A 20791-nucleotide genomic window follows, 5' to 3' on the forward strand; every position below is an offset into this window, starting at 1 on the left:
CCAGCAAATTAAACATTAAATGAGGACTTGCTAGGGTTATCGGCGAGAGTTATAAAAAGTTTACCGATGGACGCAATGAAACCGCGGCCAAATTTGTCATAACATCAGGTTATGACTGGCAGATGCTGCCTTAAGACAGGCAGATTTTTGGCCGAACTGGGCGGTTTCCGGCAAACTAACCAGCATTATTGCCTGTTTTTACCGATTCGGCTGCAATAACCGTTCATTAAATCATCGCTAGAATGAATATTTTCAAATTTATCTTTTAGTAAATAAGTCTGTATGTATTCCTAAATTCAGTGAAATATGTCAATTGGTATTTAACCCAAGCGGCGATCGTGCTTTTTATCGGCCTGTGGCCTGGATAATCCCCCTGTTTGGCGAGCTTCATCTATTTTGTAAATCCCTACTGGTTATATTGACGTTAAGACAAACTGTTGCCAAATTGGGAGCCTCGGAAGTTAGGGAGGCAAGGGATTGTAGGATTGTTGCCAAACGATCATTACGCTGTCCGCTGCGTTTCCATACCGGAGACTGTCATCGGATATTATTCTTCCCCCTCGCTATTCTGACGCCGCAAGGCAGCCGGTAAAGACCGCCGCAAAAATAAAAACAGCGTCTGGCCGGACAACATCACATCACATCACACAGTGGAGCAGAAAGATGACAATCTCCTTGACCAGATCAGGAGTCCTGAAGGTCGGTATCAGCCTGGCCGCGTTAGCCGTGGCCGCCAGTGTCCAGGCCAAAACCCTGGTCTATTGTTCTGAAGGGTCTCCTGAAGGTTTTAACCCGCAACTGTTTACCTCAGGGACGACGTTTGACGCCAGTTCAGTGCCTGTTTTCAACCGGCTGGTCGAGTTCAAGTTGGGCACCACTGAAATCGAGCCGGGCCTGGCGGAAAAATGGGATATCAGCGACGACGGTAAAACCTATACCTTCCACCTGCGTAAAGGCGTCAAGTGGCAGGACAGCAAGGATTTCAAACCGACGCGCGAACTGACCGCCGACGATGTGATCTTCTCGTTTATGCGCCAGAAAGATGAAGGCAACGCCTACCATAAAGTGTCTGGCGGCAGCTACGAATACTTTGAAGGCATGGGCATGGGCGAGCTTATCAGCAGTATCGATAAAGTGGATGACCACACCGTGCGCTTTACCCTGACCCGTGAAGAAGCGCCTTTCCTGGCCGACCTGGCGATGGACTTTGCCTCGATCATGTCAGCCGAATATGCCGATAAAATGCTCAAAGCCGGCACGCCGGAAAAATTCGACCTCAATCCGGTCGGTACCGGCCCGTTCCAGCTGCTGCAGTATCAGAAAGATTCGCGCATCCTGTACAAAGCGTTTGAAGGCTACTGGGGCACCAAGGCCAAAATCGATCGCCTGGTATTCTCCATTACCCCGGATGCCTCGGTACGTTATGCCAAGATGCAGAAAAACGAATGCCAGGTGATGCCGTTCCCCAACCCGGCCGATCTGGCGCGGATGAAAGAAGACAACACCATCAATCTGATGGAACAGCCGGGGCTGAACGTTGGCTACCTGGCATATAACGTTGAGAAAAAACCGCTGGATAACGTCAAGGTCCGTCAGGCGCTGTCGCTGGCGGTCAATAAAGCCGCCATCATCGATGCGGTCTATCAGGGCGCTGGCCAGCCGGCCAAGAACCTGATCCCGCCGACCATGTGGGGCTATAACGATGCCGTGCAGGATTATGCCTATGATCCGGCCAAGGCCAAGGCGCTGCTGAAAGAAGCCGGCCTGCCTGATGGTTTCAGCATTGATCTGTGGGCGATGCCGGTTCAGCGTCCTTACAACCCTAACGCCCGCCGCATGGCCGAACTTATCCAGTCCGACTGGGCTAAAGTGGGCGTCAAGGCCAAGATCGTCAGCTACGAGTGGGGCGAATACCTCAAGCGCGCCAAAGCCGGCGAACATCAGACGGTGATGATGGGCTGGACCGGCGACAATGGGGATCCGGATAACTTCTTGGCTACCCTGTTCAGCTGCGATGCCGCCAAGCAGGGTTCCAACTACTCTAAATGGTGCTCCAAGCCGTTCGAAGACTTGATCCAGCCGGCGCGCAGCACCTCGGATCACAACAAGCGCATTGAGCTTTACAAACAGGCGCAGGTGGTGATGCATGATCAGGCGCCAGCGTTGATTATTGCCCACTCGACGGTGTTTGAGCCGGTGCGCAAGGAAGTGAAGGGTTATGTGGTTGATCCACTCGGTAAACATCATTTCGAAAATGTATCTATAGACTAAAGATACGTTTTTCCCCCCATTTTCCCTTCAGGGAGCTCCCTCTGACCACCAGCGGGGGCGGGAGTATCGCCGGTGCCGCACCGGCGAGGCATCGCGCCAGCGATGACCGGGGGGACCATCCAGAAGATGTGAGCGTAAAAAGATCCCGAACGCCGGTGGCGTTTGGGAAAATTATATACAGAAACAGAGAGTTCGGAATATGTTGCAGTTCATACTCCGACGTCTGGGATTGGTTATCCCGACGTTTATTGGCATTACCTTGCTGACGTTCGCTTTCGTCCACATGATCCCGGGCGACCCGGTACTTATCATGGCTGGCGAACGGGGCATTTCTCCCGAGCGCCATGCTGAAATCATGGCGCAGATGGGGCTGGATAAACCGCTCTATCAGCAATACTTCAATTATCTGGTCGGCGTGCTGCAGGGTGACCTGGGCATTTCGCTCAAGAGCCGTATTCCGGTATGGCAGGAGTTCGTTCCCCGCTTCCAGGCAACGCTTGAACTCGGCATCTGTGCGATGATCTTCGCCGTCCTGCTGGGGATCCCGGTGGGGGTACTGGCGGCGGTCAAGCGCGGGTCAATATTTGACCATACGGCGGTCGGTATTTCGCTGACCGGCTATTCGATGCCGATTTTCTGGTGGGGGATGATGCTGATTATGCTGGTGTCGGTGCATCTTAACCTGACGCCGGTGTCCGGCCGGGTCGGCGATACGGTGTTTCTGGACGACACTCTGCCACTGACCGGCTTTATGCTGATTGATACCCTGTTCTGGGGAGAATCCGGTGATTTCCTCGATGCGGTCATGCACATGATATTACCGGCAGTGGTGCTGGGCACTATCCCGCTGGCGGTTATCGTACGTATGACCCGTTCGGCGATGCTGGAGGTGCTGAGCGAAGATTATATCCGCACTGCGCGCGCCAAAGGGCTGAGCCGGATGCGGGTGATAATCGTCCACGCCCTGCGCAATGCCTTGCTGCCGGTGGTGACGGTTATCGGGCTGCAGGTCGGCACTTTGCTGGCCGGCGCTATCCTGACGGAAACCATTTTCTCCTGGCCTGGCTTGGGCCGCTGGCTGATTGAGGCCCTGCAGCGCCGTGACTATCCGGTGGTGCAGGGAGGCGTGCTGCTGGTCGCCACGATGATTATCGTGGTCAACCTGCTGGTTGACGTGCTCTACGGCGTGGTAAACCCGCGCATTCGCCATAAGAAATAGGGAACGGAACATGACTCACGTTACCGAGCCGGCCGTGACCGGCGCACCCAAGCCCATGACCCCGCTGCAGGAGTTCTGGCACTATTTTAAACGTAATAAAGGCGCGGTTGTCGGCCTGGTTTACATTGTCCTGATGTTCGTGATTGCCATCGGCGCGGGCGTGTTGGCTCCTCACGGCCCGGCAGAACAGTTCCGCGAAGCATTGCTGCGTCCACCGGTATGGATGGACGGCGGCAGTTGGCAGTTTGTGCTCGGCACCGACGATGTCGGCCGCGATATCATGACCCGATTGATGTACGGCGCCCGGCTGTCCTTGCTGGTCGGCTGTCTGGTGGTCGCGCTGTCGCTGGTATTCGGCGTTATTTTCGGCCTGATTGCCGGTTACCTCGGCGGCATGGTCGATATCATCATCATGCGTATCGTCGATATCATGCTGGCGCTGCCCAGCCTGCTGCTGGCGCTGGTGCTGGTGGCCATCTTCGGCCCCTCGATTATCAACGCCTCGCTGGCGCTGACTTTCGTCGCCTTGCCGCACTATGTCCGTCTGACCCGTGCTGCGGTGCTGGGCGAGGTCAACCGCGACTATGTCACCGCCTCAGGCGTGGCCGGCGCAGGCCCGCTGCGGCAGATGTTTATCAATATTCTGCCTAATTGCCTGGCACCGCTTATCGTGCAGGCCTCGCTGGGCTTCTCCAACGCTATTCTTGATATGGCCGCGCTGGGCTTCCTGGGCATGGGCGCGCAACCGCCGACACCGGAGTGGGGCACGATGCTCGCCGATGTGCTGCAGTTTGCGCAAAGCGCCTGGTGGGTAGTGACCTTCCCCGGCGTCATTATCCTGCTCACCGTTTTAGCCTTTAATTTGATGGGGGACGGCCTGCGTGACGCCCTCGACCCCAAACTCAAGCAGTAACGAGGAAGCAATGGCGTTATTAACCATAGATAAACTTTCGGTCCATTTTGGCGATGAAGGCACCCCCTTCCGCGCAGTGGACCGCATCAGCTATTCGGTCGAGCAAGGCCAGGTACTGGGGATCGTGGGTGAATCCGGCTCCGGTAAATCGGTCAGTTCGTTGGCCATCATGGGATTGATTGATTATCCCGGCAAAGTGATGGCCGATAATCTGGTGTTCAATGGACGTGATTTACAGAAAATATCGTCCCAGGAACGTCGCCAGCTGATCGGCGCCGACATTGCGATGATTTTCCAGGATCCGATGACCAGCCTGAACCCCTGTTACACCGTGGGCTATCAGATAATGGAAGCCATCAAAGTGCATCAGGGCGGTAATCGCCGCACCCGGCGCCAGCGGGCGATTGATTTGCTGACGCTGGTCGGTATTCCCGATCCGGCCTCCAGGCTGGATGTCTATCCCCACCAGCTGTCCGGCGGTATGAGCCAGCGGGTAATGATCGCCATGGCCATCGCCTGCCGTCCGAAACTGCTGATTGCCGATGAGCCGACCACCGCGCTGGATGTGACTATCCAGGCGCAGATAATCGAGCTGCTGCTTGAGCTGCAGCAGCGCGAAAATATGGCGCTGGTGCTGATTACCCATGATCTGGCGTTGGTCGCCGAAGCGGCCCACCACATCATTGTGATGTATGCCGGCCAGGTCGTGGAAGCGGGCAAAGCGACCGAAATTTTCCGTGCGCCGCGCCATCCTTATACCCAGGCGCTGCTGCGCGCCCTGCCGGAGTTCGCGACCGATAAGTCGCGCCTGGCGTCGCTGCCCGGCACGGTGCCGGGAAAATACGACCGCCCGAACGGCTGCCTGCTCAATCCGCGCTGCCCCTATGCGACCGATACCTGCCGTCAGGTTGAGCCCGAACTGCGGCAGATCCCCGACCGTCAGTCAAAATGCCACTACCCACTGGATGATGCCGGGAGACCGACCCGATGAGTCACGTAATGAGCGATCCCAAATCCACCGCCTTGCTGCATGCGGTAGATCTGAAAAAACACTATCCGGTCAAGAAGGGCCTGTTCAAGCCTGAACAGCTGGTCAAAGCGCTGGATGGCGTATCCTTTACCCTTGAACGCGGTAAAACCCTGGCGGTGGTCGGCGAGTCCGGCTGCGGCAAGTCGACTCTTGGCCGGCTGCTGACCATGATTGAAGCGCCCACCGGCGGTGAACTGTATTATCTGGGGCAGGATTTGTTAAAGCCGGATCAGACCGCTGAGCACCTGCGTCGGCAGAAGATCCAGATTGTGTTCCAGAATCCTTACGGATCGCTTAACCCGCGTAAAAAAGTGGGTCAGATCCTGGAAGAGCCGCTGCAGATCAATACCCAGCTTAGCCGAGCCGAACGCCGCGAGAAAGCGCTGGCCATGATGGCCAAAGTGGGCCTCAAGACCGAGCATTACGACCGCTACCCGCATATGTTTTCCGGTGGCCAGCGCCAGCGTATCGCCATCGCCCGCGGGCTGATGCTCAACCCGGATGTGGTTATCGCCGACGAACCGGTGTCTGCGCTGGATGTCTCGGTCCGGGCCCAGGTGCTGAACCTGATGATGGACCTGCAAGAAGAATTGGGGCTGTCGTATGTGTTTATTTCCCACGATTTGTCCGTGGTTGAACACATTGCCGATGAAGTGATGGTGATGTACCTGGGGCGCTGCGTTGAGAAAGGCAGCAAGGAAGCTATTTTCAATAACCCACGCCACCCCTATACTCAGGCTCTGCTATCAGCCACACCGCGCCTGAACCCGGATTTGCGGCGCGAGCGGATCAAGCTGACCGGCGAGCTGCCCAGCCCGATGAACCCGCCGCCGGGATGCGCTTTTAATGCCCGTTGCCGCCGGCGCTTCGGCAGCTGTACCGAACTGCAGCCTCAGCTTAAGCGTTATGGCGACCAGCTGGTGGCCTGTTTTGCCGTTGATCAGGATGAAAAACAGCAGCAAGGATAAGCCACGCCACCACAGCCATCAAGCCGGAGACGGTCAGGAGATGAAGCCCTTGTTGACGCAAGCTCATTGCCTGGCGGCCACTCCGGCTTTTTTTTGCCTGGCGGCCACTCCGGCTTTTTTTGTCTGCGGTTCAGCGAATCGACCAGTAGGCCAGCAGGTGGAGGCTGGAGGAATAATAATCTTCATTGGGCGCCAGGGTATCGGTTATCTGCGCTTTGTCTGACAACGTAGCGTCCCTGATGGCCAGCAGGCCTGGCGGCAGCGTGTAGTCCGGCTTGGCGCCGGTCAGTACATCCACCCATGCCGGCGTACTCAGCCGGTCGTATTGCCGCCAGTAGGCGACATAGGGGCCCAGCTCAGGCGGGTTGCTGTTGCCCCAGTTAAGGTACAGCGGGATACGCACCGCATCGAAACTGAAACGTGACGGCCAGCCATCGGAGGGTGAAAGCGTGCCGTCGGCGAGCAGCCTCACCCAGTCGGTCGGCAGCTTGGGCGCGCCAAAGCGCATCTGGGACAACAGCTTGCGGCCATCGGTATCCAGGTCTTTCCAGACCTTGAGGTGGCTGTGCTGATAAAACGCTTGCCAGGCCGGAAACATGAAGTAGGAGGGATTCAGCGTCAGGTAGCTGTTACGATTAAAGCCGTACATGCCCGGCAGCATGATGGTGTAGCCGGCAAAGCTGAACACATTATGCTTGGCGATGGCGGTCTGGAGCTTTTCGGATGCTTTGGTATAACTCGGCTGCTGCCATTTGTCACCGGCCAACAGCAGCGCCCAGGCAATCAGCGTATCGCCATCGGACGCGTTATTCTTATCGGTCACCGGCGGCTTGCCGGTAGGGTCATAACGCCAGGCATAGAGCCCGACATCCTTGCGATAAAGCGTTTTATTGGTCCAGTTGAGCAGGCTGTCGAAGGCGGCGCGATCGTCGTTATACACGGCCAGCAGCAGGGCGAATCCCTGGCCTTCAGTATGGCTGACATTGTGATTGCCGGTATCAATGATACGGCCCTCAGGCATCATGAAACGGCTTTTGTATTGTTGCCAGCCGGCACTTTCCGCCTGTACGGCACCGGTAAGCAGCGCCAAAGCTAATGCAAAACATATCGCTAATCTGTGGGCGGAAACCATGATAGGTAAGTCCTCAGGGGTTATTTTGATAAGTGAATGTCATCACTCCCTCGGCGCTATCCTGCTGCCAACGCAACACAACATGCTGTTGGCCCCCCTGTGCCAGCAGCCATTGAGCATATGCTCCTTCCAGTATAGCCGCCAGCCCTGCAATCCATTGGGATATATCAGCGCCTTCTGGCGCGTTGGGGAAAGCGTAATGCTGAAAAGCCAGGGCATGGCTTGCCGGCTGCAGGCGGACATAGCCCCAGTGAAAATCCGCCCACAGCCGATTGATCGCGTCTTCCAGGGTGCCGACGGTATCGGCAGCCTGCAGCGTAAAGCGTTCAGCCAAGCGGCTACCGACCATATTCAGGAACTGTCGGCGGTCTTCATCGCCGGCATTTTCAGCGATGCCGGCAATCATGATCTCGACCACATCATGCCATCCCGGCACATACTGCCGCCGCCGATAGTAGTCAAGCTGGTGAGTATCATCCATTTTATTTACCACCCAATAGATATTTAAAGAAAACCTGTGCGGTGCTTTCCGAATAATCGCCGAAGGTGTCATAGCCTACCTGGCCGCCGATGCTCATCCTGGGATTAATCTGGTAGCTGCCGTTGGCATGAACATTGTAGCTGACGCCATTTTGGCTGCTGGCGTCATAGTAGGCTGATTCGGCATAACCCCTGGCGACCATCCGCTCCATATCCGCCTGCAAATCCGGATTGTTGGGGAAGAAGGCGCTCTTGTCCTGAGAGTAGGACTGATAGCCGACTGAACCGCCAACGGTCAGATTCCAGTCATCATATTTTTGTGTGTAATCCAGTGGTAATGACACGCTGATGTAGTTCTGCGGGCTGAAATACCCGCCCTGACCGAGGCTGTAGTAGCTCAGGTTTTTACTGTAGTCCATAAAAGTCACGTTGATACCGGTTTTGACTTCACTGTTGGTATCACGATAGGGACGCACGTAGAAACCCGCCGACGAAGTGATGCCGGTATTGCCGGGAACATTTTCGCCCAGATAGCTATAGCCGCCGATGCCGGCGTAAAGACCGGCATCGCCGTCATCATAGGCGTACTGGATACTGCCGCCGTTTTTGGTCACCTGGCCCCAGCGTTTGCCGCTTAATCGGTCCAGGGTGCCAACATACGACAGCAGGCTGTCGGTCACTGCCCGCCGCTCGGCGGTAAAAATGAGTTTGCTGAAGTTGGACAGGGAAGGCGACCACTGCAGGCCGCCGACCAGCGAGGTCAGATCCTCACCCAACGGGGTGGTGCCGATATCGCCTTTATAGCTGTCGCCGCTGAGGGAAAGATTGACCTCAGCGCCGGAGGCCTTCTGTGCGCCGGAAGCATCGGCCACGTAATCAGACGGATTGATGGCCGCCACATCGGTGGTGGTGCTGGAGGTGGTCGTCGTGGTGGTGCTGGTGGTGCCGTCGGCATTTACGGTGGTAGAGGTGGTGGTGGTAGAGGTGGTGGCGCCCGCCGTTGCCTCGGCCGCAGCGGTGGCGGACTCTACCATCCTGGCCTGCTGCAGCGCTCCGCTGCCAAAACGATTGCTGGAGGTGCCGCTGAACGAGCCTGAGTCCAGCGATACCGGCGTCACCGACAGTTTGAGACGTGCGCTGTCAAACGGCACCCCCGACAGCTCCAGCGGCGCTTTGATTTCGGTCAGATTGCTCAGCCCGCTTTCACCATCGCGGCTGCGGATGGCAACGGCCCCTTGGGTCCAGGTGGCGGTGCGTTCCTGAACCTGATCCAGCAGATCATTGATTTGTTTCAGAGTACGGCTTTCCGGGGTTTCTACCGCGGCCAGCGACATCCCGGTCAACGGCAGGGCGGTCGGTCGGTCGGTGCGTTGCCATGGCAGGACAGTACCGTAAGTCGAGGCAGTACGCGCGGTTTGTGCCGGCGTCGATTTATTGATAAACGGGTTATCGGCGCTCTCAAGTCCGCCCACCACCGGCGCGCCATTACCGCCGCCGCCGGCGTTCATGCCAATCACCCGGCCTTTGGCTGAGCGTAACAAGGCCAGCGCCTGGCTGTGATCGCCTTCGGCTTCGGCAACGCGGGCTTCCAGGATCATCCGGTCCACCGAACGCGGTCCGCTGAGGCCCGCCGTGAGCTGACGCGCCCGGCTGACATCACCCTGCGCCAGCGCGGCATTGATCGCGCCGGCACGGGCATCCTGGTTGTTCGGATCGCGCACCATCACATAGTCATAGACTTTGGCTGCCTGATCGTCCATTTTGCCCGACTGATAAAGCCTGGCCATCGCCAGCATCAAATCGGCATTCTGTGGATCGTTTTGCAGAGCGACGATCAGTTTATCGTAGGCGGCGGCAAACTGGCCGCGCTCGCGCAATTCATCCGCCTGATTGATGACCGCACCCTGGCGCAAGCGGCTCAGCTCCGCCGGGGTAGTCGTTGCCGCAATCGAGGGATTGTTCAAAATGGCTTCGGCCTCAGCGGTAAGCCCAGCCTGGGTAAGCACGCCGACCTGAGCGGCATACTCATTGGCGGTGCCTTTGATGCCTGAGCGCAGATTATTCCGTATCAGCTCCAGGGCGGTGGTTTCATCGCCCAACTGCTGCAGATTATGCGCCAGGTTGCCGATGTCGGAGGGCGCCGATGGCGGCGTTTGAGCCAAGGCTCGCAGCGTATTGAGCGCTGCATTGCGGTTACCCTGGCGGATATATTGCTCTGCGCTGGTCATCTGCTCATTAAACCTGACCCTGGCCGCCAGCGAGCGCATAGCCCGATTACGCCGGCTTTCAGGAATAGAGGATAATAACTGGGATGCCGATGCCCAGCGGTTGGTTTCACTGGCAAACAACGCCGCCGCGTACAGGTTATCCGCCGGCGCGCCACGGGGTGATATCGAGGCCATCAGGGACTGCGCCTGGGCACTGTCTCCCTGCTTTTGCAGGAGGCGTGCCATGTCCAGCTTGACCCAGATATTGCTGGGCTGTTTTTCCAGGGCCTGTTGCAAAAGGTTCATTGCCCGCAGCGGATCATTAGCCTGCAGTGCCTGGCCTGCCTGCCGGCGCAAGGGATCTACATTTACCCCACCCGCAGACAACGGCGGGCGTTTGTCCCGAGGGATCGTCTGCAGCAGTTGCTGGGCTTCGGTGCTCTTGTTGGCCTGGCGAAGGGTGTAATAGAGGCCAAGTTTGGCATCCACGTTATCGGCTTCACGGCCCAGCACGCCGCGGTAGGTTTGTTCAGCGCCGCTTAAATCGCCGCGGCGGCGCAGCACATCGGCCCGGAACAGCGATGCCGCCGCGCCTTTGTCTCCGTCGGCCTGAACCAAGGGGGCGCTGAGCTCCAGGGCCGAATCAATATTACCCGATGAAACCGCGGTTTTGGCTTTGTCCAGGTCGCCATAAAATTTAGCGTCTTTGGCAAGCGCAGCCCATTGGCTGCTATTGGGACCGCCCTGTTTGACCGCCTGGTTCAGGTAATTCTCGGCGGTAGTGAAATCGCCGGAGCGCATGGCAATGTAGCCCAGGCCGGCCAGGGCATCGCCGTCATTGGGATTGACTGTCAGCACGTTTTCGAAACGGGTGCGCGCCGTGGCGGTGTCGCCACTGTTAAGCGCGGTATAGCCTTCCCCTTTTTCAGCGCCGCCGACACTTTGCTGAAAATGCTGCATTACGCCGCTATCGGTAGGATGGCGCTGGATAAAGCTGTCGTAAAGCGCCTTATCGCCCGGCTGGGGAGACATCCACAGCAGTGCCTGTCGCAGTGCACTGTCGGCTTCTTTATGGCTGGCGGCCAGCGACGTGAGCAGGGTGATGCCTTCACGACGGCTGCTGTCTTCATAGCTAAGTATACGGCCCAGCGCCAATTTAGCGCTGATATCCCGCGGCTGTTGAGCGATGCGATCCCTTAAGCCGGCGATGGCCTGGGGGCGGGATGCCGGGATGCCGGCCAGGGTTTCATAATATTCCACCGCCAGACTGTCAATCGGCGGCTTGCCCTGAAACAGCGCCCGATAGCCTTCAATGGCGCGGGCGGTATTGCCCTGGGCTGATAACTGGCGGACATTGGCCAGCAGCGCCGGCGAAATGGTCTGCAGGGTGCTGGCGCTTTCCAGGGATTGCAGTCGAGAGTCATTGGGGGACACGTCGCTAAAGCGCTGACGCCATTTGAGCGCATCGGCCTGCTTGCCGGAGCGTAGGGCATAAAGCGACAGCAGGTAGAGCGCATCGGCATTGTTTTCGTCTACCGCCAGTATTTTCTGCAGCGATTCCTGAGCCAGTTCATCATGGGATCGTTCATGCCAATAGGTGGCCTGCGTCAGCAGGGCATTTATCGCCGGGCTGTTATCCGCAGCCTGAGCCAGTCCTGAGATAAGCGTAAGTCCTGCCAGGCTCGCGGCGCAAAACGTTTTAACGTCTTTTTTTATAACCCGTTTCATAATGTGTTACCCATGTGGCCGATTCATGCAATTCATCACCGGAAAATCGTTACTTGTTGGCGCTATTTGCCAGACGACCGGCGGCATGTCGCGCCAGCAATACATACACACAGCTGCCAATGATCACCGCAAAAAACAGGCCGGTTATCGATAACACAATAATATGCTGGTTGGCATACCAGATAATCATCATATACCAGGGCATTTCACCGCTCGGGAACTGGCTGCCGACGGTAAAGCTGCGTACGCCGTTTTCGCTATTGATCACCGCAATATCGCCGCGAATGCCGGCATTGATGGCGGACGTGCGCAAATCGACGTTCAGCTTCGCCAGTTCATTGCTTTCGGTGGCGGTTGCCAGCACCACCACTCGTTTACTGGCCCAGGGCGATTGATAGCTCAGGAAGCCCCGCCAGACACTGGTTGATGCCAGGTAGCGATCAGCCTCGACGCCCTGGCGGAAAAACCGGCCCAAAAGGTAACCTTTGAGTTTGTCCCGCAGTTTTTCCGGTTTTATCGTCAGCAAATTATTACGGATTTCATAGGGCGAATCCGCCAGTAGGTCCTGCACAAATTGGCTGTTCTTAAGGGAAGAAACCACCAGAAGGTCTTTTTCCGCCAATGCGGGCCTGGCAGACTGCGTACCCGGGAGACCAAACAGCACCCGGACATGATTCAGCGTCACGCCGGTCGCGCTACCGGCTCGGGCCGCCATCGACAGCAGGGTGCTGATTTCAGCGGCGTCCGGCTTTGGCGGCAACACCATGACGGTCTGTGAGAAATCAGCCATTCTGCTGAACGGGAAAGAGGCCCCCACATAATAGGAAAGATTTGGCAATAACGAGAAGTGATGAGTGCCGCTAAGGTCAATATAGGAGTCTGGGTCTATCCTGCTCTTGATATTATTGCTGATCAGCAGATTACAGGGCGCATCCGGCTTGGCTTTGAGCGAGAAATAGAACTCCATCTGATTGTCGCCATAAATCAGGTAGGGCTGCAACTGCAGCGTGTAGGACTCCTGGCGCGTATCACCTCCCAATTGACGCCATACGGTTTCCAGTAGCCCATGCTTGTTAACCGGCATGTTCTGCAGGAAGGTACCGTTAAGGGCAATATTCAGCTGTGAATTATCTTCGTCAATCCAGGTTTCGGTCGGGAAACGGTATTCGATATGGACCGGAATATGATCGCCATCCCACATAAATAAATCGGGCGCGGCACGAAATCCAACGCGGATGCCGTCATGGTAAATACCGTTTGAAATCAAGCTATCCATATCATCCGCCAGCTGTTTCAAGGTGACAGGCTTGGTGGTGTCAATCCAGTTGGGCGCATCGTAAGGCTGCCGCAGGCCGATATCCTGCTTAGGCACCTGCAGCGAGGATTGCCTGGCCGGCAGTGGCGAGGACACCAGTCGATAAGCCGCCTGCCGCAGTTCGGCTTCGTTACGGCCAACAACCAACAGCAGCTTATACACTGGGTTCTGTGGATTTACCATCATCTGCAGGGCCGGGCCCTCGACCTGGGGAAGGGTTATTCCGCCCAACTGTTCTCCCGGCAAGCCGAAAATAATGCCGTTTTGCAATGGCAACTCATCGATAAAAACCGGAAAATCAATGCTGCGATAGCTGGCGAGTTTGCCGAAGTGCGAGGCCACCAGGCTTGCCGCTTCCACGGCTTCAGGCTTGACCGCCTGGCTGAAAACAAAAGCGACCGAAGCATCCTTCATATTTAATTTGTCGAAGAACGGTCGCGGAAACGCCGCCAGATCCTGGCCGATATCCAGCAGTTGGCTGGTCACCTGCATATGGCTTGCCGGGTTTATATTGACCCAGTATTTGTTTGACGCGTCCCGTTCGCACTGCAGGGCGTTTTCATCAATGACGCTGAAGCTGAGGTTGTTGTTACTGACCACCATGGCGGCCGGCACCTCCAGCTCATAGCTGTTTTCGGCGCCGGCACCCTGATTCAGCGCCACCGTTCCCAGGTCCTGGCCGTTGAGTATCAGGCGCAGGCTGGTATCTCTGGCCGCCAGTTCAGGCGATACTTCCAGTTGCAAGTTAAGCCGCGCCGCCGTCACCACCTGGTCACGGGGCAGGGTAAAGGTGATCCCCGACTGAAGCTGGCCGCCGCTCAGGGTCAGCCCCTTGGGCTGGCCCATGTTCGACAGGGTAATATTTTCATCGACCACCGGGCTGAGCATCAGTTGGCTGCTGTCTGCAGCTGACTCAGCGGCAGGCGTGGCCACTGGAATGACCGGCGGGGGAAAGTCAAACGGCAGCCCGTTGGGGGCGATATTCTGGGCGGGTGCCGCAGACGTCCCGTTGGGGGCGATACTCTGGGCGGGTGCCGCAGATGTCCCGTTGGGTGCAACGTTCAGGTCGGGTGCAGGGTTCTGATTCGAGGGATAATTCATGGGTAGCTGGCCGGCAGGCGTAGCGGCAAAGGGCGCATTGCCAGGGGATGGGGCCGCGGTCTGAGCCGCAGACATCTGCTGGGCCGGGTCTCCCCGGGCCGGCGCCGTACCCGCCGCAGCGTTACCCTCGCCAATGGATGAAGGCAATGGCGGTAACCGGTAGGTCGGCGCTGCGTTTGATGGAGTCTCCCGGCCTGGGGCGGGCTGTGACTGTGCCGGGCCGCAAAGACCACCCAAGAGCGCAATAAATCCGCAAAAGCCGACAATCTTCCTGATATGCAATGGCATGTTGATTATTTCCCGTTAGCCTTGGGTGGTCTCAGCCGCTTTGCGGGCTTTGGCGTTTTTTCTTCTTTGGCCCCGCTCTTTCCAGGTATTGTAAAAAAGTTCAAATACGCATCTGACGATACTGGCGAAAGAATGGAACGGGCGGTCCTTGGGATAAGGCGGCGCTAGCCAGGCATCGGCCCGTGCCAGCACGACTCTTACCAGCTCCCGGCGCTTTTCCAGCGGCATCTCCTCGAACATCAAGCGAATCACGTCGGGTCCGGCATCGATAAGGCTCACCGGGATGCACACACCGCCAGACTGCAGGCGCAGTTCGACTTCTTCTATTTGATCATAGCTATAGCGGTCGTCCGGCGTAACCAGTTTTACCCCGCCCATCGACAGATCCAGGCTTTCGGTACGAATAGACATACCGCTGGCGTAATGGATAATTGCCGGAATTTTAACGTCTACCCGAATGGTTTTCCGGACCTGGCGAGTCTCCTTGGCAACCGCAATCGCCGCCAGCAGGATAATAAAACTCAATGAAGCCCAGGCGACGTTCAGCAGAACAACATTGATGTCCACATTGTAATAATCATGCAAATAGATCCGCACCGCGCCGGATATCACCCCGGCGACCAACAGCACGGCAACGATCAGGTGTGGTTTGACAATGTGAAAATCGAAGAAGCCCATATCCAGCAGGCCGCCTTTATCGGTCACATTGAACTTGCCGTGCTTAGGGGAAATAAGGGTGATAAGCGTCGGTATCACCAGATGAAAGGCCATGACCGTTTCATATATTTCGCCCCAGAAGGTATAGCGATAACGACCGTTCATGCGGGAGTTGTTATAAATGGCCAGAAACAAATGCGGCAGTACAAAGGCGAAGATAGTACTGGCTGAGGAGGCGATAATATTCTGGTTGAACAGCAGATAAGCCAGCGGTGCGGTCAGGAACACCACCCTCGGTAGGCCGAACTGAAAATGCAGCATTGCATTCAGATAGCAAAGCCGCTGCTGCCAGGTCAGTCCGCGGCCAAACAGCGGATTATCCATACGGAATATCTGCGTCATGCCCCTTGCCCAGCGGATACGCTGAATGACATGCAGGCCGAGACGCTCGGTCGCCAAGCCAGCGGCCAGCGGAATAGAAAGGAAAGCCGAGTTCCAGCCAAGGCGCTGCAGTTTAAGCGCGGTATGAGCATCCTCGGTCACGGTTTCCACCGCAAATCCATTGATCTCGTCCAGCGCACTGCGGCGGATTACCGCGCAGGAACCGCAGAAAAAGGTCGCATTCCAGTTATCATTGCCCTTTTGTACCGGGCCGTAGAACAGCGCCCCTTCATTAGGAATATGGCGGGCTGCGGACAGGTTACGTTCAAAGGGATCGCGGGAATAAAAGTAGTGGGGAGTTTGAATCAGCGCCAGGCGGTCATCGATAAGAAAACTGCCGACGGTCGCTTGTAAAAACGCCCGAGTGGCCACATGGTCACAGTCGAAAACACAGATGTATTCGCCTTTGGTCAGGGTCATCGCATGATTAAGGTTGCCGGCCTTGGCGTGTTTGTTATCGCTGCGGGTGATGTAACCGACACCGGCTCCCGTGGCAAAGGAGGCAAATTCATCACGCTTGCCGTCATCCAGGATATAAACTTTCAGTTTATCCTGGGGATAATCGATGCATTGTGCCGCCAGCACGGTATCGCGCACCACGTCCAGGCTTTCATTATAGGTTGGGATATAAACGTCTACCGACGGCCATAGCGAGGTATCCTCCGGCATGGGCTCGATTTTTCTCTCCAGCGGCCAGGTGGTCTGCAGATAGCCAAATACCAGTATCAGCCAGGCATAAAGCTCAGCCATAAACAGGCCGATGCCAAGAAAAGCTTCAATCAGTGAATTAAAGTGCAGGGTTTCAGTGGCGCGCCAATAGATATATCGAGTAGACATCAGGAATGAGAGCACCACCATTATCACATTGACGAAATGGCTTTTACTCAGTCCCAGCATCAGAGCCAGGCCAATGCTTAACAGACCAAAAATATATTGTTTTTCGCTGTCCATCGGCGTGATAACCACCACTACCGCTACCGGAAGCAAAAGCAATAATAGTAGTGAAAATATATATTTATTCATGGTTATGGCCCGCGGTCATTATTTGATGCCCTGATCAGGCGGAGTGTAAAACTCACCGTCTCCTACTCTTACGCCAACAATAGCAGCCACCTTTTTACTGATAAGCTCGATATCAAATGCCGCCGCTGATACCGGACTGAACTCCATGATTGAGCGCTGGGATGCATTGGCTTCCGGTACGCATTCGTCCCGATGAATCGTCCCCAGCAAACGATCGCCCAGGCGCTGTTCAAAAAATTGTGAAACGTCCCTGCTGAGATTCCTGCGCATATCGCTTTGATTTACAATGTAATATTCGCCAAGTTTATCATTCAGCGGCGCGCCGAGAAATTTATGGCTTTCCATCTGGGGTAACAATGACAGCGACGCCGTATCGGCCAGCATGACGATGATATGCATATCCGCCATGGCCTGTACCGCTTTAAGCGCCGGCACCGGACCCGGTGGAAAGTCGGCAATCACCACTAAGCCGGGATAGTTCAACACGCTGCTCAGGCCGCGCATGATCAAATGCGGATCCGTCAGTAAGGCGTTCTCAAAATCAAGGCGCTGTCTTTCATCGACATCTCCGTAGGGAAGCACGAACAGATTGGCATCCGCCTTAAGAATGAACTGACTCCAATCAAGAGACTCGGTTGCCTGGGCGACGAAACCGCGGGTATCTGAAATCGGTACGCCGAAATGCAGCCGTAATGCATTCTGTACATCAAAATCGATGACCAGCACTTTGCTGCCACTGCGAGCCAGTGCATAAGCCAGATTGGCGCTAATGGTGGTTTTGCCTACGCCACCTTTTGGTGAACAGACACAGACTAACGGCATAAAGCGATTTTCTCTAAAAGAACAGACAGTGGGGTATCCCGGCCGGCGATAGCAGATGCATCCTTAGATGCTTGGCTAAATAGCGACTTGAATCTCATTTTTTCCTCCGCCGGGCTGCTGGAGGCGGCAGATCGGCGATCGGGAGGCCACGACGCGGCAGCCGGGGAGGTTAACGGGCGGGCGGGCTCACTCTGTAACGGACCAAGGGATCCCGCCTGCAACGGCCGGGCCGGTTCAACTGGTGGCGTTGAACCCGCACTTTGGGCCGCGATTTCTCGGTCCATTGACTCGAAGAAGTGCTGCCTGCCGTCTTTCGGCACCGGGGTATTAACCACGGCGGACGGCGTCGCAGCCGATGGACCCTGCTGCTGCTGCGCCGGGGCAGACACCGGCGGCAGGGCGTTGCTTACCGATTCAAACAAGCTTGGGCCGCGGCTCGGCTGTGCGGTTGCCGCGGCGCCTGGGGGCCTGAGTGACTGCGCTGGCCGGCCGGCGAACTGCGCTGGGGGAGGCGGCTGGTTCAATATACTCTGGCTGGCATGCACCGCAGAGGCTGAGGCCGGACTGGCGGTTTGATTAGCGGTAGCGGCGGCCGGGTCAAATTCATTCTGGCGTATCGGCGCAGGCGTGGGTTGCGTCGATTGACCCTGTTCCAGGGGATGAAAAGGTTCATCGCCACTGGCAACCTGCTTGATGATGGCCCAATTGTGCGAAGTTACATGCGGATTGCTTTGTGATATCTCTTTATAATCAATATCTTCGATAAGCAATTTTTCTTTAAACCGTTTTATATCATCGTAGTTATTCATTCCAGCCTCAAGGTTTTCTGGGGATGTGGTTTAATCGTGCGGGACTTATGCGTAATCAGGAAAAAAAACCACAGGCATAACATCCCCACCTTAGGGAAAAATGGCCATTTATAAAACAGATTGTCTTAATAGCAGGCTAATCTAGTTTTCATTATTTTACAAAGTAAAATTGTTGGAAACGCCAGCGCTGCTTATGAATATTCGACAGGTCGCCAGACCCGGCTGAGACCGGTACCGCTGGCAGCGTTGCAGTGTGCCGGGGTATATGGCGCACGCCATCAACTGACAAAATAGAATAGCCATAGATAGGGCCTTTGCTTAATGGAACCGCAGATACAAGTTCCGTGGCTAAATAAAAAGTTTGAAAGGCAAACTTTTATTAACCATTGGTTAAATAATGGTAAGAACTTCATTTTCTCAAATGCCCATATTTCATACAGAAAGAGGCGCCAGCGACAGGCAGGGATGCTCTTCTTGCTAAAACGGGTCAAATATCGGAAAAGCGACCGTTTCCCGTTAAAATAATCTTATGCATAATGACGGCTTGCGCCGCCGGATGAGCGCAATGCGCAGCATTTGAGCGAAACGCTTGTTTTAAAGAATAAAATGATTCGGTAGATAGTATATATTAGTAAACGGAAAGGTGCTGAATTCGGCGCAGCACGGCTCGGCCGGCCCCGGCAGCGCCATTAATCTGGCCTTCTCGCGTCATAGGGCAGTGGGGTGGTGTCGAACCTGATGGCCAGCACGTGGGAATGCAGTGACCTATTATTGGAGAACAGTTTGCGGATCAGGCGTTCATTGACCATAAAGCAAATGACAATCGTGTCAGGCGTAGCGCTGGTCACTATTTGCATTTTTATCGTCATTCAGCTGTTTCATTTTGTTCAGCAACGCCGTGATGATTATGCGCAACAACTGCAGAACGTGGCTCAGTCAGTGCGGCTGCCGCTCTCCAATGCCGTGCTTAAAGCGGATATCCCTGAAGCCGAGCGGATCCTGCTGACGCTCAAACCTGTCGGCATCCTGTCCCGGGCCCAGGTGGTGCTGCCGAATAATTTTCAGGTACTGCACACTGATTTCCCCCCCGAAAGGCCGGTACCGTCCTTTATCCAACGCACCTTCGGCTTGCCCATTGAGGTTACCGTTCCGCTGTATTCCCTGCCGCGCCCGTCAAATTCCCAGGCTTTGGCCTATCTGGTGCTCCAGGTTGATTCTTACCGGATGTTTCAGTTTATCATCAGCCTGATCTCTACCATGGTTTCCACCTATTTACTGCTGGCCCTGATTATGACGGTGGCGATAACCTGGTGCATTAATCGGCTGATGGTCCATCCTCTGCGCGCTATTGCCCGAGAACTGGAAACCCTGACGGCCGATGAGGTGATTGGCCATCAGTTAAGTCTACCGAATATTCACCGGGATGATGAGCTGGGCGTGATGGTGCGCAGCTATAACCGCAATCAACAGGTGATGGCCGGCACGCATCAGCATCTGAGCCAACTGTCCAGCCAGGCTCGGTTGCATCAGCCGCAACCAACCGAACAGGCTAGGCGGCGCCAGAGTCTGGAAAACACTGTTCTGACGGGTATAGCACAGGGGCGTTGTGCGCTGTTTTTCCAGCCTCAATTGGATATCCGTGATAAGCGGCTGATAGGCGCCGAGGGGCTGCTGAGATGGCGGCATGAGGACGGCAGCTATTCGTTGCCGGCTGATTTTATTACTGATGCCGAACAGAATGGCGTTATGGTGCCGTTGGGTAACTGGGTTCTGGAGGCCTCATGCAAGGTGCTGGCATCCTGGCGTCAGCGCGGCATCACGCTACCGCTGGCGGTAAATATCTCCGCCAAGCAATTGCAGGAAACCAATCTGCTGCCGCACTTGAAACTGCTGATGGAGCGTTATCAGGTTCGCCCCTCCCAATTGATGCTTGAAATTACCGAGACCGCCCGGATAGATGAGCTCGATAAGTCACTCAGCCTGCTGCGTCAGTTACGTGAACTGGGCGTCCTGGTGGCGCTTGATGACTTTGGTATGGGCTATGCCAGCCTGTCTTTCCTCAATCGGCTGCGCACCCTGCCGGTCGATTTGCTGAAAATCGACCGCAGCTTTATTGAAAGTCTTCCTGAGGATCCGGTCATGCTGCGTATCGTCAGCGCTATTGCTCGGGTACTGGAACTGCCGGTGATCGCCGAAGGCATTGAAAATCAGGCCCAACTGGATTTCCTGCTCAGTCAGGACATATGCTGGGGCCAAGGTTATCTGTTTGCCGAGCCGCTCCCCCAGACAGAGTTCGAGCAGCGGTTCCTGAGCAACTTGCCGGTAAACGCTGCCGAATCCAAAAATCGCCATTGAGTCCCGCCAACCTTATAGCGGGTCGCGCGCCT

13 protein-coding genes are annotated in these 20791 nt (G+C 55.9%); 6 read left to right on the plus strand and 7 right to left on the minus strand.

Annotated elements, in window-relative coordinates; genetic code table 11:
* The first annotated feature begins 663 nt into the window (after positions 1–663).
* From dppA to dppF, 5 genes are all read left to right on the plus strand, one after another.
* On the plus strand, positions 664–2271 hold the full coding sequence (gene dppA, locus EDC52_RS12540) for a dipeptide ABC transporter periplasmic-binding protein DppA (protein ID WP_131865672.1): 1608 nt from the start codon (positions 664–666) through the stop codon (positions 2269–2271).
* 199 nt (positions 2272–2470) lie between these two features.
* Positions 2471–3490 (plus strand): dipeptide ABC transporter permease DppB, encoded by a 1020-nt coding sequence (dppB, locus tag EDC52_RS12545; protein WP_131865673.1) that lies wholly within the window; start codon positions 2471–2473, stop codon positions 3488–3490.
* Positions 3491–3500: 10 nt separating this feature from the next.
* Positions 3501–4403 (plus strand): dipeptide ABC transporter permease DppC, encoded by a 903-nt coding sequence (gene dppC / locus EDC52_RS12550; RefSeq protein WP_131865674.1) that lies wholly within the window; start codon positions 3501–3503, stop codon positions 4401–4403.
* Positions 4404–4413: 10 nt separating this feature from the next.
* On the plus strand, positions 4414–5394 hold the full coding sequence (dppD, locus tag EDC52_RS12555; protein WP_131865675.1) for a dipeptide ABC transporter ATP-binding protein: 981 nt from the start codon (positions 4414–4416) through the stop codon (positions 5392–5394).
* Positions 5395–5402: 8 nt separating this feature from the next.
* Positions 5403–6401 (plus strand): dipeptide ABC transporter ATP-binding subunit DppF, encoded by a 999-nt coding sequence (gene dppF / locus EDC52_RS12560; protein ID WP_131865766.1) that lies wholly within the window; start codon positions 5403–5405, stop codon positions 6399–6401.
* A gap of 130 nt (positions 6402–6531) precedes the next feature.
* On the opposite strand, the gene EDC52_RS12565 is transcribed toward dppF, so the two are convergent.
* Genes EDC52_RS12565 through EDC52_RS12595 form a run of 7 tightly spaced genes read right to left on the minus strand, consistent with a single transcriptional unit; the run spans position 6532 to position 18404 of the window.
* Positions 6532–7533, minus strand: a complete 1002-nt coding sequence (locus EDC52_RS12565; RefSeq protein ID WP_131865676.1) for a glycosyl hydrolase family 8 — start codon at positions 7531–7533, stop codon at positions 6532–6534.
* Positions 7534–7546: 13 nt separating this feature from the next.
* Positions 7547–8014 carry a cellulose biosynthesis protein BcsD gene (bcsD, locus tag EDC52_RS12570; protein WP_165911710.1) on the minus strand — a complete coding sequence of 156 codons (468 nt, stop codon included), beginning with the start codon at positions 8012–8014 and terminating at the stop codon, positions 7547–7549.
* Position 8015: 1 nt separating this feature from the next.
* Complete coding sequence (locus tag EDC52_RS12575; protein WP_131865678.1) at positions 8016–11948, minus strand: cellulose synthase subunit BcsC-related outer membrane protein; 3933 nt, start codon at positions 11946–11948, stop codon at positions 8016–8018.
* 49 nt (positions 11949–11997) lie between these two features.
* Positions 11998–14652 (minus strand): cellulose biosynthesis cyclic di-GMP-binding regulatory protein BcsB, encoded by a 2655-nt coding sequence (bcsB, locus tag EDC52_RS12580; RefSeq protein ID WP_131865679.1) that lies wholly within the window; start codon positions 14650–14652, stop codon positions 11998–12000.
* Positions 14653–14667: 15 nt separating this feature from the next.
* Entirely contained in the window at positions 14668–16773 is a 2106-nt protein-coding gene (bcsA, locus tag EDC52_RS12585; RefSeq protein WP_131865680.1) for a UDP-forming cellulose synthase catalytic subunit, read from the minus strand.
* 18 nt (positions 16774–16791) lie between these two features.
* Positions 16792–17595 (minus strand): cellulose biosynthesis protein BcsQ, encoded by an 804-nt coding sequence (gene bcsQ / locus EDC52_RS12590; RefSeq protein WP_131865681.1) that lies wholly within the window; start codon positions 17593–17595, stop codon positions 16792–16794.
* Positions 17586–18404: a cellulose biosynthesis protein BcsO gene (locus EDC52_RS12595; RefSeq protein WP_131865682.1), complete on the minus strand. Its 819-nt coding sequence runs from the start codon at positions 18402–18404 to the stop codon at positions 17586–17588. The genes bcsQ and EDC52_RS12595 overlap by 10 nt, the downstream gene beginning before the upstream one ends.
* A 783-nt stretch (positions 18405–19187) precedes the next feature.
* Here EDC52_RS12595 and EDC52_RS12600 point away from each other — a divergent pair.
* Positions 19188–20759, plus strand: coding sequence for an EAL domain-containing protein (locus EDC52_RS12600; protein WP_131865683.1), 1572 nt, complete (start codon positions 19188–19190; stop codon positions 20757–20759).
* Positions 20760–20791: the final 32 nt, after the last annotated feature.

Source organism: Biostraticola tofi, from assembly GCF_004343195.1.
Taxonomy (GTDB): domain Bacteria; phylum Pseudomonadota; class Gammaproteobacteria; order Enterobacterales; family Enterobacteriaceae; genus Biostraticola; species Biostraticola tofi.